General features: G+C 38.2%; 15 protein-coding genes. 1 reads left to right on the top strand and 14 read right to left on the bottom strand.

Annotation, left to right across the window (positions count from 1 at the left end):
- Positions 1–117 precede the first annotated feature (117 nt).
- Positions 118–930: a mechanosensitive ion channel family protein gene (locus ES711_RS12475; RefSeq protein ID WP_146893637.1), complete on the top strand. Its 813-nt coding sequence runs from the start codon at positions 118–120 to the stop codon at positions 928–930.
- Here ES711_RS12475 and tsaB read toward each other — a convergent pair.
- From tsaB to ES711_RS12405, 14 genes are all read right to left on the bottom strand, one after another.
- Positions 927–1598: a tRNA (adenosine(37)-N6)-threonylcarbamoyltransferase complex dimerization subunit type 1 TsaB gene (gene tsaB, locus ES711_RS12470; protein WP_146893636.1), complete on the bottom strand. Its 672-nt coding sequence runs from the start codon at positions 1596–1598 to the stop codon at positions 927–929. The two genes, ES711_RS12475 and tsaB, sit on opposite strands and share 4 nt — an antisense overlap.
- Positions 1599–1616: 18 nt before the next feature.
- Positions 1617–2915: an efflux RND transporter periplasmic adaptor subunit gene (locus ES711_RS12465; RefSeq protein ID WP_146893635.1), complete on the bottom strand. Its 1299-nt coding sequence runs from the start codon at positions 2913–2915 to the stop codon at positions 1617–1619.
- 53 nt (positions 2916–2968) lie between these two features.
- The gene (locus tag ES711_RS12460; RefSeq protein ID WP_146893634.1) at positions 2969–4411 is read right to left on the bottom strand and encodes a TolC family protein; all 1443 of its coding nucleotides are present in this window, start codon (positions 4409–4411) and stop codon (positions 2969–2971) included.
- A 51-nt stretch (positions 4412–4462) separates the two neighbouring features.
- Positions 4463–5626: an efflux RND transporter periplasmic adaptor subunit gene (locus tag ES711_RS12455; RefSeq protein ID WP_146893633.1), complete on the bottom strand. Its 1164-nt coding sequence runs from the start codon at positions 5624–5626 to the stop codon at positions 4463–4465.
- 233 nt (positions 5627–5859) lie between these two features.
- Complete coding sequence (locus tag ES711_RS12450; RefSeq protein WP_146893632.1) at positions 5860–7119, bottom strand: ABC transporter permease; 1260 nt, start codon at positions 7117–7119, stop codon at positions 5860–5862.
- 1 nt (position 7120) lies between these two features.
- Entirely contained in the window at positions 7121–8365 is a 1245-nt protein-coding gene (locus ES711_RS12445) for an ABC transporter permease (RefSeq protein ID WP_146893631.1), read from the bottom strand.
- Positions 8358–9059, bottom strand: coding sequence for an ABC transporter ATP-binding protein (locus tag ES711_RS12440; RefSeq protein WP_146893630.1), 702 nt, complete (start codon positions 9057–9059; stop codon positions 8358–8360). Before ES711_RS12440 ends, ES711_RS12445 begins: the two co-directional genes overlap by 8 nt.
- Positions 9060–9191: 132 nt before the next feature.
- Positions 9192–9413: a hypothetical protein gene (locus ES711_RS12435; protein ID WP_146893629.1), complete on the bottom strand. Its 222-nt coding sequence runs from the start codon at positions 9411–9413 to the stop codon at positions 9192–9194.
- Position 9414: 1 nt separating this feature from the next.
- Positions 9415–9960, bottom strand: coding sequence for a DUF420 domain-containing protein (locus tag ES711_RS12430; RefSeq protein ID WP_146893628.1), 546 nt, complete (start codon positions 9958–9960; stop codon positions 9415–9417).
- Positions 9960–10718 carry an SCO family protein gene (locus tag ES711_RS12425; protein WP_146893627.1) on the bottom strand — a complete coding sequence of 253 codons (759 nt, stop codon included), beginning with the start codon at positions 10716–10718 and terminating at the stop codon, positions 9960–9962. The genes ES711_RS12430 and ES711_RS12425 overlap by 1 nt, the downstream gene beginning before the upstream one ends.
- Positions 10702–11415, bottom strand: coding sequence for a hypothetical protein (locus tag ES711_RS12420; protein ID WP_146893626.1), 714 nt, complete (start codon positions 11413–11415; stop codon positions 10702–10704). The genes ES711_RS12425 and ES711_RS12420 overlap by 17 nt, the downstream gene beginning before the upstream one ends.
- A gap of 161 nt (positions 11416–11576) precedes the next feature.
- Positions 11577–11960 carry a cytochrome C oxidase subunit IV family protein gene (locus ES711_RS12415; protein WP_146893625.1) on the bottom strand — a complete coding sequence of 128 codons (384 nt, stop codon included), beginning with the start codon at positions 11958–11960 and terminating at the stop codon, positions 11577–11579.
- 21 nt (positions 11961–11981) lie between these two features.
- On the bottom strand, positions 11982–12959 hold the full coding sequence (locus ES711_RS12410; RefSeq protein WP_146893624.1) for a cytochrome c oxidase subunit 3: 978 nt from the start codon (positions 12957–12959) through the stop codon (positions 11982–11984).
- Between the two features lie 146 nt (positions 12960–13105).
- Complete coding sequence (locus ES711_RS12405) at positions 13106–13687, bottom strand: cytochrome c oxidase subunit 3 (RefSeq protein WP_146893623.1); 582 nt, start codon at positions 13685–13687, stop codon at positions 13106–13108.

The raw sequence follows: 13687 nt of genomic DNA, 5'->3' as shown, positions 1-13687 counted from the left end.
TTTAGAATCTACTAAAACACTGGGTTTTGCTTCCTCAAATGCTCCATAAAGCCTCGCGAAATTTTTTATTCCTTTTGATAAATGATAACTTTGCATTTTAACCATAAAAACGATTACATGGAATTACAGCATTGGATTGACAGAGGTTTTGAACTCATAATTATATATGGCCCAAAATTATTAGGGGCTATTGTGATTTGGATTGTAGGCTCATGGGTGATTAAGATGATCATGAAAGGCGCAAGTAAAACAATGCAGCGTGGCAACTACGAAGTAAGTCTTCAGAAATTTCTTTTGAACCTCATTAACTGGGCTCTTAAAATAATTTTAATAATTGTGGTCTTGGGAATTTTTGGCATAGGAACCACATCTTTTGCTGCAATTTTGGCCGCTGCAGGTTTAGCTATCGGTTTAGCGCTGCAGGGCTCATTGGCCAACTTTGCTGGTGGCGTATTGCTTATGATCTTTAAACCCTATAGAGTGGGCGATTTTATTGAAGCGCAGGGTGAAGCTGGTTCTGTAAAGGAAATTCAGATTTTTACGACGAAATTAACCACTCCAGACAATAAAGAAATCATCATCCCAAATGGAAAACTCTCAAATGACAATATCGTCAATTATTCTACTATGGAATTGCGCCGGGTTGATTTAGTATTTGGGGTAGGCTATGACTCAGATATCAAAAAAACTAAAGAAATTTTGATGCATCAATTAACTTCACATCCTGCAGTTTTAAAAGAACCCGCTCCGTTAGTGAGGTTGTCAGCACTTGCAGACAGTTCACTTAATTTTAACGTTAGGCCATGGGTTAAAAATGCTGACTATTGGAGTACGTATTATGACTTGATGGAAAGCACTAAAGAAGCATTGGATGCTGCAGGTATCGATATCCCTTACCCACACCAGGTGGAAATTCATAAAGAAGGTTAAGACTTTGCTTTAGTACCAATAAAATCCTTTAAATAAAAAGGCTCAAAATAGGCGACATTTTCAATGTCGCTTTTTTTGTACTTTATAGTGGCCAGTTTGCCCATTTCGTTAGCGGAAGGTAGCTTATTCTCAATAAACAAGGCATTGGGATGCGTAATAATCTGTTTAGTTTTCTCCACACCATTGCCAATAAAATAAACTTTCCCTGCTTCTAAAAACGTTTTAAAACTGTTGGCATCTACTATTTCCGCTTCAATAGGTCTGATTTGTTGGTGATCTTTATCATACACCGCCGCGTATACCTCCATCCGACGTGCATCGAGCATGGGGACGATACAGCCCTCTTCAATATTCAGCTGATGGGACAATGACTCTAACGTATCTACAGCAATCAACGGTTTGTCTAAAGAAAAGCAGAGCCCTTTTGCTGAAGACACCCCAATCCGCAACCCCGTATAAGAACCCGGGCCCCTACTCACCGCAATGGCATTAAGATCTTCTGGTTTTAAATTGGCCTCCTTCAGTACAGCATCCATAAAAAGATGTAAGGATTCGGCATGGGAATAATTGGAATTATAATCTTCCTTTAAAACCAAAATCTCTCCTTCCTTAGAAAGAGAGACAGAACAATTGGTTGTTGCGGTTTCAATATTGAGTATATAAGACATTAGAAACTATTTTATGGACTATTTCTCAATAGCCGCTGGTTCATTCTTTACTTCAATTTTATCGCCAGAATTCAAGGTTTTACTCACCACATTGTAAGGCCCCACAATTATGACGTCATCCTTTTTTAATCCGGATAAGATTTCAATGTTAGAATCGTCCTGAATACCTGTTTTTACAACTCTCAGCCTAGCCTCATCATTTACTTTCACGAAAACGCATTCAAATTTCTCACCACTTTGAGACATTACAATGCCTTCTTCACCGTCTTCTGTTTTGATTGCGGTTTTCTTTACAGATGACGTATCCGTTTTTATGACAATTGCACTAATGGGCACACTCACCACATTCTTACGTCGTTTGGTAATAATATCAACAGTAGCAGTCATTCCCGGTCGGAATGGCGAATAGTTTTCACCTTTTCCTTCCATCAAATCTTCATAAGACTCTTCAATGATTCTAACTTTCACTTTAAAGTTAGTCACCTGATCTGCTGTAAGCGCTCCTGCTGCCGAATTGGCAATTGCAGTGACAATGCCTTTAAATTCTTTTTTAAGATACGCATCCACCTCCACAATGGCTGAGTCGCCTATCTGAACCTTAACAATATCATTTTCGTTGACATCAATTTCAACTTCCATATTGTTTAAATTGGCCACCCTTAAAATTTCAGTACCCGCCATTTGCTGGGTTCCTACAACACGTTCGCCCAATTCTACATCTAATTTAGAAATGGTACCACTCATGGGTGCGTAAATCGTCGTTCTGTTTAAATTGTCTCGCGCTTCACTAACTGAAGCACCAGCACTTTGCACATTGTAATAGGCGGATTGTCTACTAGCTTGTGCAATTTCATAGCCAGATACCGCTTTATCCCATTCGGATTTAGAGATGATTCCTTTTTCAAAAAGCTGTTTGTTACGATCGTAATTAGATTTAGCTTCCCTTAATGAGGCTTCAGCCTGCTCTAAACCTGATTTGATATTTTGATAGGTGGCTTGACTTCTGTTCACTGCGGATTGAATTAAATCAGGGTTGACGCGTACCAATAATTCACCTTTCTTAACTTGCTGTCCTTCTTTAAACGGAAGGTCAATAATTTCGCCAGAAACCTCACTAGAAATTTTGACCTCAACTTCCGGTTGGATTTTACCTGTAGCAGAAACTTTTTCTACAATGTCCATCAAGGCTACTTGTTGTATTTCAACCTCTTTAAAGTTTCCTGTTTTGCCAAACCATCCTGCTTTTTTTCCTACAATCAATACCAAGATCAGCACGACGACTGTGGCTATGATAATTATTATTTTTTTCTTGCTCATAATGGTTAGTTTATAATTAAGGTGTGTGTTGTTTTGTAGTGATTTCTTTCGAATTAAAATTTTAATTCCAAGGCAGGTATTCCAAAGTAAAGTTCAAGCACTTTTAATTTGAAAATATAATCATATTTAGCGCGGTTCAACTCAATTTTACTATTGTCAAATCGGACTTTCGATTGACTGAAATCGAAAGCATTGGTCAGGCCAACGTCGTAACGTTCTTTTGCGTAATCATAAGCCAACTCCTGAGATTCTAAAGCTGATTGGGCCGCTTCGTAAGATTTTAAAGCGCCTTTAACATCAACATAAGCTTGGTATACAGTCGATTCTAAATCTAATTGTGCCTGTTCTAACTGATTCTGTGTACGCTCTAAATTAATTTTACTTCTTTGGATATTTCCTTTGGTAGAAAATCCATTCAAAATTGGAATGTTCAAGGACAGACCGTATGAAATACCATCATTTTGGTACAACTGGTCTACAAATGGATCTGCTCCCACAAGCATGGGTACAGAGTTGGGAAATTCTCCAATAACCGATTGTCCAGTTTCCTGCACCACACCAATCTCTCTAGTCACAATAGGATTGTTAGGGTCAATTGTATTGATGAACGAAGCGGCATCCGTGTATCTTGTATCATAACCAAAAAATGCTGAAAGTGTCGGATAATTGGCACTTTTCGCAATTTGAACATCTTTCTCTGCCAAGTCTACACTTTTTTCGGCAATTTTGATCTCTGCTCTGTTTTCTTTTGCACTTCCAATAATTTCGTAAACATCCTTGTCCGAAATACCCTCATCTACAATATCGTACCCTTCATCTTCAATATCAAAATTCTGATAATCTTTAATCAATAATAATTGTGCCAAGCTAATCAACGACACTTGCACGGCATTTTCAGCATTTACGATGGCTTGTTTTTCACCAGCATCCGTAGCTCTGATTTCCAAAAGATCACCTTGGGGTAAAACCCCTGCATCAACTAGGTCCTGCGTTCTTTGCATTTGATCATTAGTCACTGTGTTTTGTGAAGTCAAAACCTCCAGATTTGCCTTATTCAAAATAACTTGCAAATAGTTGTTGGCTACGAATAATGAAATATCATCCTCCATTTTAGTCAATCTATATTGGGCTGACATTTTTGATATTTTAGCACGTTGCACTTCCCTAAAATTACGCAGACCGTTAAATATGGTATAGCCAACATTTAAACGCCCTGATGCCGAGAAAAATGTGGTGGTTTGCGCATTGTTGGTTACCGGGTTAAAACTCAATCCGGTATTTTCTGATGCATTCGCACTCATGCTAACGTCTGGCAAAAAATTACCAACTGCCTGTAGATTTTCAATATCTGTCAACTTTAAATCCAGTTGGCTTTGCTTTACAGAAATATTGTTTTCCAACGCATATGCCACACATTCTTTAAGTGTCCATTTCTTTACTTGTGCCTGAGATGTGATTGCTACAAGAGCAAAAACGATAAGTATTGATTTTTTCATAATTAATTTATAGGTCTATGTATCAATTAAAGTGTTACACTTAAATACGAATTATTTCTGTTGTGCGTAATCTGGAATGCCTTGAACTTGGTTCCAAACCTTGATTTTATCGGATTTGCTGATGCCATTCTTTACCTGAACAAAAATACCATCACTGATTCCCAGCTCCAAATCCCGACGCTCAAATTTTTGATCGCCTACCATCACTTCCACAAATGGTTTTTTTGTTTTAGGATCATATTGTACCAGAGCTTCCTTAATGGCCAAAACGTTTTCAGCCCTCTCCAAAATAATGGACGCGTTGGCGCTTAAGCCAGCTCGGATAAATGTAGAATCAATCGATTGCAAGGTGCCCTTAATTTCAAATTGAATGGCGCCATTTTCAGCAATACCTTTAGGGGCGATATAATCTAATACTGCGTCAAATTTGACATTTTCGATAGCACCCACAGTAATCTCAAGCGGTAATCCTTCTTTAATTTTACCCACTTCACTTTCGTCCACTTTGCCTTCAAAAATCATCTTCTTCACATCTGCCAAAGAAGCAATTGAAGTGCCTTCATTAAAGTTGTTGGCTTCAATAACTTGGTTCCCCGCTTTTACGGGAACATCTAACACCATCCCAGAAACCGTAGCTCTTACCTGCGTTTGGGCAATATTACCCAATCCTGAAGTGGTACCAGTTTTAACGATATCATAATTTTGACGGGAAGAATTTAAGTTGATTTCCGCCTGTTGTACACTTTGTTTCGTTTGAAGAAAAGTATTTTGGATGCTCTCAAATTCATTGGAAGAAATGACGCCTTTATCGAACAAGGCTTTTTGACGGTCGTAATTAGTTTGCTGGGTTTGCAGATTAATTTTTGCCGTCTGCAATGCTGTTTGGTTGGACGAAATATTATTTTTTGCGCTGGTTAAGGAGGACACATTTGGGATGACACGAATCTGAGCAATTAAATCGCCCGACTTTACATATTCCCCTGCTTCAATAAAAACTTCTTCAATGACCCCAGAAATATTCGATTTAATGAGGACTTCATCTTTTGGGACAATATTTCCTGTGGCTACCGTTTTTACGACAATAGTCTGCTCAATAGGAGAATCGGTGGTGTAAGTGACTGGATCTTCTTGATTCTTTAAATACAAATAGATTAAGGCCGTTGCGAACAAAGCAACGATTAACACTAAAATGATGACTGTTTTTGTTCTTTTCATTTGATAGTTATTATTGTTTTTTATTGGACAAATGGTGCACCTAGCAGATAGTTGTATACAAATAAGACAATACGCAATCGGTGGTTCATTTGATGATTATTATTGTTTTTTAATGGACAAATGTTGTACCTCCAATCCTATGGTTTATGAGTACTAATGTACTGTAAGGTGGTTCCTTTAATAAAATTTATTATTTTATAATGGTCAAGGTGACTAGGACGTTATGTTAGTAATTAATCAATTCTTAAAGCATCTACAGGTTTCATTTTTGTCGCGCTATTGGCAGGTATCAATCCTGCTAACAATCCGGATACCACAAGAATAACCAATGCAACAATGACGACAGACATACTCACACTCGGATTGGCAAAATTTTCTACAGGGCCATTGGCATCCAGGGCATAATTAAAAGCCCAAATGATTCCGGCAGCAAAAGTAATTCCTACCATTCCCGATAAAATAGTCAGAATCAAACTTTCTTGTAATATTTGTGATTTGATGGTCCAAGGAGAGGCCCCTAAGGCGCGTCGTACCCCGATTTCTTTAGTGCGCTCCTTCACCACGATTAACATGATGTTACTGATTCCAATTATACCGGACATCAATACAAGTGCGCCTACAAAATAGCCCACAAATCCGAGGATGGCGAACAAACCGTTAACCCGCCCGAAGGCTTCAGACAAATCGAAATTTCCAATAGCACGTTCATCGTCCGGGTGCACTTTACGTCGACTTTTTAAAGTTTCCATAATTTGGGGTTTGATGGTCGTGATACTCGTACCATCATGAGCAGTCAATGCAAGCCAACCCACATTATCTGCAAAATTGAAAGCTTGTCCAAAGGCGGTAAAAGGCACAAAAATAGTGTTCGCATCTTCTTCCTTATCGCCTTGGCTATTGCTCACCTTAAACGTACCAATCACCATAAAGTTAACGCCATTAATTTTAATATATGTCCCTAAAGCGTCTTCCCCCTTATCATAAAGTCCGTTGACTACACCCGTACCAATCACGCAAACTTTCCGATTGGCGTCGATATCAGAATAACTCACAAAACGTCCCTGAAGGATGTCCATAGGTTGTTGCATGATAAACTCAGGATAATCACCATTCACTTGAAACGCCCCTGTTTTAGTCCCACGGATGACATTGTTTGCCCCACTATAACCGCCCAATTGATTACGGGGAGAAACATATTTAAGTTGTGGAAAATCATTTTTTAAGGCCGTAACATCGTCCAACTTAAAGTTGAAACGGCGTCCTTTAGGCAACCCTTTATAGGGTTTAGAAGTTTGTTGTGTCCAGACGAACATAGAGTTGGTAGCAAAATTACCAAAGCCTGCAGTAACGCCATTCTTAAGGCCATTGGTTAGGGCTAACAACAGCACTAAAATTGTAATGCCCCAGAACACACCAAATGCGGTCAACAAAGTTCTAAACTTATTGGCGTTCAATGCTTCTAATATCTCGTCCCAACGGTCTTTACTGAACATATTATTCGTCTCTTAGTGCATCAATAGGTTTGATTCTAGCCGCGCGGTAGGCAGGAATAAATCCTGCAATGGCGCCAGCAAAAACCAACACAAATACGGTGGATAATGCGGTATTAAAATCTACCTGTGGATATTTTATAAAATCGCTTTCTATCAGTGGTCCTACAAATTCGAGCAGTGCTAATCCCGCCACCAACCCGAAGAGTCCTGAAAACATGGTGACGAAAACAGATTCCTGTAAAATCATGCCTACAATAGACATAGGTTCTGCGCCCAATGCTTTTCTGATGCCGATTTCCTTCGTACGTTCTTTAACGATAATGAGCATAATATTGCCCACGCCAACCACGCCGGCAATGATTGTCCCGATGCCTACAAACCAGAACACGGCTTTAATGGTGTCTACCAAGGAATAGATTTTACGCGCTTCCTCCAAGGTGTTGTTAACGCGAATGGCACTAATATCATCAGGTGCAATAATGTGGGTGGTTTTGATATCATTTTCAATACCTAAAGACACTTGTTCAGAAAGTTTTACGGCCTCATCAAAATTATCGGACATTTTAACGGTATACATCATGCTTCTAATATCATTACCGCCATTAAAAGCCTTTTGTGCCGTGGTAATAGGCATCATCACCTTACTCTCATCACGTTCACCTCCTGGATCAAAAAAAACGCCTACGACCTTGAAGTTGATGCCATATAACGAAATATCCTTGCCAATAGGGTTGTCGCCCTTAAACAGATCGACGCTCAATTTATTCCCAATAACCGCAACTTTTTTATTGCCTACGACATCTGAGTGGTTAATGAACCGCCCTTGGTGAATGTCTGCATTTTCGATAAATTGATTATCTGGCATAACGCCTTGAATCCTGTAGTTTCCGGATTCATTTTTATAATTGACCAATCCGCCCCAAATGGTATAGAAGGCCGATTTATATTCTAAATTGTCGTCGTACTTGGTGACAATATCATTAAAATCTTGATTTTTGAGTTGAATGCGTCGTCCGGGGTTTAAGCCCTTGTATTCTTTGGTGGTGACGCCTGTCCAGACGGAAATGCTGTTGGTGGCGTCCTTTTCAAATTGAGAGGTGACCCCGTTCTGAATTCCAGAACTAAAGCCAAGAAGAATGACTAAAATAAAAATCCCTGAGGCGACAGATAACCCCGTTAAAAACGTACGAAGCTTGTTTTTACTTAAGGTTTCAAATATTTCTTGCCACCGTTCAATATCAAACATACTGAGAGGCTCTTACTTGTTCTACAAAGCTATCGTCAATAATAACACCGTCTTTTAAATTGACAATACGTTTGGTCATTTGGGCAATATCATGTTCATGGGTAACCACTAAAATGGTTTTGCCTTCGTCATTAATCCCCTGAATGAGATCCATTACTTCATAAGACGTTTTTGTATCTAAAGCGCCGGTAGGTTCATCGGCCAATAATACTTTAGGGTCACTTGCCAAAGCTCTGGCAATGGCAACACGTTGTTTTTGACCACCAGACAACTCACTGGGCAAATGGTGAGACCACGGTGCTAAGCCTACCTTATCGAGATAGTGCATTGCACGCTCTACACGTTCTTTACGTGCTACACCCTGATAATATAAGGGTAGCGCCACATTATCTAAAGCCGATTTATAATTGATTAAATTAAACGATTGAAAAATAAATCCGAGGAATTTATTGCGGTAGTTAGCGGCAATTTTCTCATTTAGATTTTTAATGGGAACAGTGTCTAAGGTGTAAGATCCTTCATCAGCTTCGTCCAACATGCCCAAGATATTAAGTAAGGTCGATTTTCCTGATCCTGAAGATCCCATGATAGATACCAATTCACCTTCTTTCACGTCAAAATTAATTCCTTTTAAAACATGAAGTGAATTGTTTCCCATGTGATAGGACTTGTGTAAATCTTTTATTTGTATCATATAGAGACGGTTGATTGTACAATGTTACATAAAACAAGACGCTAACTCTATTAACAAATTGTTAAGACTTGTACTAAATGTGCTCTATTTAGACTATTAAAAAGAGAAATTGTTACACAAGTAACTTAAATTTTATGCTTTTTTCTTGCGGAAGTACTTCATATAAATGGCAAGTCCAATGCCGCCCACCAATAAATAAGGAATGACCATGAGGTAAACAATCCCGTCATTTACCCCTTTTGCAGTAGATTGTCCATCTTCACTTTCTAAAACCGCGCGACACATGGCACACTGTGCATTTGTATTGACGAATGTAAACAGCGTAAAGAGCACTAAGAAAATTTTCTTCTTCATGTTAAGCATAATAAGGTGAAATCATAATATAAACAACAACTCCTGAAATCGCAACATACAACCATAACGGGAAAGTGATTCGGGCAATTTTTTTATGGCGTTCAATATTGTTGGTAATCGCCCTCACATAGGTAATCAAAACAAAAGGAATGATGATAATAGATAATATAATATGAGTAATTAATATAAAGAAATACACCGTTCTCATCACACCCTCCCCACCATAAGACGTAGAATTACTGGTCATATGATACGCTACATACATGACCAAAAACAACACCGAGCAGCCAATTGCAGTAGTCATCAATTTTTTATGAAGCGCAATTTTTTTATTTTTAATAGCCACAAAGCCAATCACCAATAGTACAGCCGTAAGAGCGTTGATTGTGGCATAAATGGGTGGTAAGAACGTAAGTGGGGCAACATCATAGCCCATATCGCGTAAGTTGACTCCGAACAAGCCGGCAACCACTAATGGAATCACGATAGATAAAATGATGATCCACTTATTGTATTTTTTTTCAGCAGCTAGATTCGGGGTCTCCATTATTCTTTCAATAATTTAGCAATATCTTCCTTTAACATGGTGATTTGTTGTTCCATGCCTTCGTCATCGGTTTGTTCTTCTTCAGAAACCATCCCATTGTAGTAAATAAGCGGCATCCCGGAAGCATCGGTACGTGATCTTATATAGCCGTTTTTATCTATCAAGGCAAAATTGCCAGAGTGTTCAAATCCGCCTTCAACGCTATCATCCTTCGCAGTGTAAAGATAAAACCCTTCGTTGGCCAATTTGTAAATATCATCTTGGTTACCCGTCATCAAATGCCAATTAGGGTTTGATATACCGTGCTCTTTGGCATACTCTTTTAAGACTTCAGGGGTATCAATACTAGGGGCAATGGTGAACGAGGCAATCCCAAAATCATCTTCATTAGGAAAAGTATTTTGAAGCTCCAACATATTGAAATTCATTTTCGGACAAATGGTTGGGCACGTGGTAAAGAAAAATTCTAACACATACACTTTACCTTCATAATCTTTATTAGTAATGGTTTCGCCATTCTGGTTTGTAAAACTAAACGATGGGACTTTCTTACGCACGCCATTAAGTTCGATAAATGCCAAATCTGAAAGATTTCCAGGCTTCTTTTTAGGATTTAAATTGATATCCTCGGTCCTACTTTCATCTCTAACCACATCTTTATTGCTGACGCGATCTATAATTTTAGGCACAAAATAGATACCAAATAACAATACAATAAATGATACACCTACGTAAGAATAATTAGTCTTCTTGCTCATCTGTAACTCCTTTTAAATCGTTAGCACGTCGTGTTGTAGAATCAAAGTTGCCTTTACGCTTCTCTCTGTATTCCGTAAATAACACGCGCATATCTTCACTCATTTTATTTTTCAGTATGGCCACTTCTATACAATCGTAAGAGGTCAAATCATAGGCTGCCACCTTTGTTTCCACTTCACGCTCCGTCCGGTCATCTAAACGACCGCGTTGGTTTAAGTCCATATCAACAATAAACACTCGAGAGGTAGAAAGATTACTGTTTAAAGGTCGGTCAGTCTTTAAGCTATTAAAAAGAGATTTGGTCGCGTCATCAGACAAAAACACAAAATGCCAGTACTTTAAATCTTCATGTGATTCAATTTCCTTTTTAAGCAAATCGAGATTGTCCTTTGCTTCAGGTGAGACTACAGCAATGATCTGAAATTTCTTAAACCCCTTAAACTTGTCGTAGATCAGTTCTTTTAAGTTAGATGCGGCTATTATATTCTGAAGCGGATCTTTTCCAAAGAAGGCCAACACAGTAATGTGGTCTTTTAAAGCATTGTCACTATCCGATTGTAGGTCTTGGACGTTCTCCTTAACGATATCCAAGGCATTATAGTTGTGTTTTGCCGGAAGTAACATCAAAAGGAATGCAACGGGAAGAAAAAACAGAATGCTAAGCACTGCATAACGTATGACAAGTTTTTTATCCATTAGAGATGATTTGCATGATTTTTTGTTCTTGAATGTGAGATGTTGTTTCTAAAAACTCCTCCTGAAGTACCGTTGTGCAAAAATAAAAAAGACGGTTCAAATAACCGCCCTTTTCTGTATGTTTAACACTAATATCCTGCTGTTTTACAGCGTGGTATTTTTTAGAAATCTGTCTTTACAAATCCGTTTGCAAAAACACTCTCTATATAGCCACCTTCCTGTAGAATAATGAAGATTAAATAGGAAATTAAAAAGACTCCGGTCCAAACCACCATACGTCTAAAACTTGCCAATTCATCACGCATGTGCATAAAGTCCCAAGTAATATAATACGCCTTTACAATGGTTAAGATGATGAAGATCCAGTTTAAAGCTTTCATACCTAAAACTTGAACATTTAAAATTTCAGGTTTGAAGATCCCCAAAACAACTTCAATAGCTGTCACTAAGGATAAGAAGATTAAAACGCCCCAGATTTTTTGGGTATTGGATTTAAACTTTACTAATCCTCTAAATATTTCTAATTTATGTGCGTCTGCTGCCATGTTTAAAATAAGTTATTCAAGTTATACTAAGTAGAAGAATGTAAATACAAACACCCAAACTAAATCAACAAAATGCCAATACAATCCGACTTTCTCTACCATTTCATAGGATCCTCTTCTTTCGTAGGTTCCGATAAGTACGTTAAAAAAGATGATGATATTTAACATGATTCCAATAGAAACGTGGAATCCGTGAAATCCTGTGATAAAAAAGAAGTAGTTGGCGAATAACGGCGCACCATATTCATTTTGTCTTAAGTTGGCACCTTCAACAACATTCTTTCCTTTTGTTTCTAACTCTCTAAGAGATTCACTGCGAGACAATGTGGTTTTATGTCCATCTTCGCCAGTATAAGTTGTTCTTACAACAAGATTAGGATTGGCTTTAAACCCGTCTAATACCTCCTCAAATGTATAACTTGGTAATGTACTTTCACTGGTAAACCAAAGTCCTGTTCTACTTTCATGACGTTCACGATCTGAACCTTGTGCAATTGCAAAATCTTTTAAGGCTACCTGATTGCCGTCAGCATCCATAATGTGCAAAATATTACCTCCTTCAGTAGCAACCGCGCCGTAAGTCCCTTTAATAAAAGTAGACCACTCGTAAGCTTGAGAGCTTAAGAAGACCAAACCACCAATAATGGTTAAGAACATATAGATGGTTACTTTGGCTTTCTTCATATGATGGCCAGCATCTACTGCCAATACCATAGTTACAGAAGACATGATCAAAATAAAGGTCATGAAAGCCACAAAAATCATCGGATAGTTACCGTGAATAAACGGAACGTGAGTAAAAACGTTATCCGCAATTGGCCAGGAATCTGCAAATTTAAATCTTGAGAATCCGTAAGCAGCCAAGAACCCTGCAAAGGTTAAAGCATCTGATGTGATAAAAAACCACATCATCATTTTGCCATAACTAGTTTTTAGCGGTTCAGTACCTCCACCCCAACGCTTGTTTTCGGCACTAGTTTTCACGACAGTCGTATCCATATGTAGTGATTAGTTGTATTAATTTAAAAAGTTGCACAAAAATAATCAATTTATTCATCTAACGAAACATCCTCATTAAATTTTGAGGCGCTAAACGCAATGATTATTGCTGTTTTCTCTTAATTGTTACCAAATAAAATCAGCAATTATCTTACAAAATATAAAAATAAAAAGAGATATACCCATAGTATATCAATAAAATGCCAAAAAGTAGCGGCCAGTTCGAGACCCAGCATTTGGTCAGCAGTATACTTTTGTTTAAAATGATTATAAATTACCACTAAAATGCAAACCAGACCTACAATGACGTGGGCAATGTGCACCATAGCGATTAAATAGATGTAAGACATGGTAACATTACTGGTTGGACCCGTAAAATTATACCCCAAATCAATGATTTCCTGAAAGCCTAAAAACTGATTGGCAATAAAACCAATGCCCAATCCTAAGGTGGCAAACAACCAAATAGTAGTCAATTGTCTATTATTTTTCTCGAGTGCTTTTTTAGCTAAAATAAAGGTCACACTACTCAATAAGACCAATACTGTGCTCACAATAAAAGCGTTTGGCAATTGAAAATCCGATAACCAATCTTCCCTACTGCTACTCACCACAAAAGCACTGGTCCATCCGGCAAAAGACATGATTAGGGAGACAATCCCAAACCACAGCATCATCTTTTTTGCTCGGCTATTTTTCTCTTCGAAAGTTCCTTGTGTCAAGTCCAT

This window comes from Gelidibacter salicanalis (genome assembly GCF_007997285.1).
Taxonomy (GTDB): Bacteria; Bacteroidota; Bacteroidia; order Flavobacteriales; family Flavobacteriaceae; genus Gelidibacter; species Gelidibacter salicanalis.
This window is presented reverse-complemented; position numbering and strand designations above follow the sequence as displayed.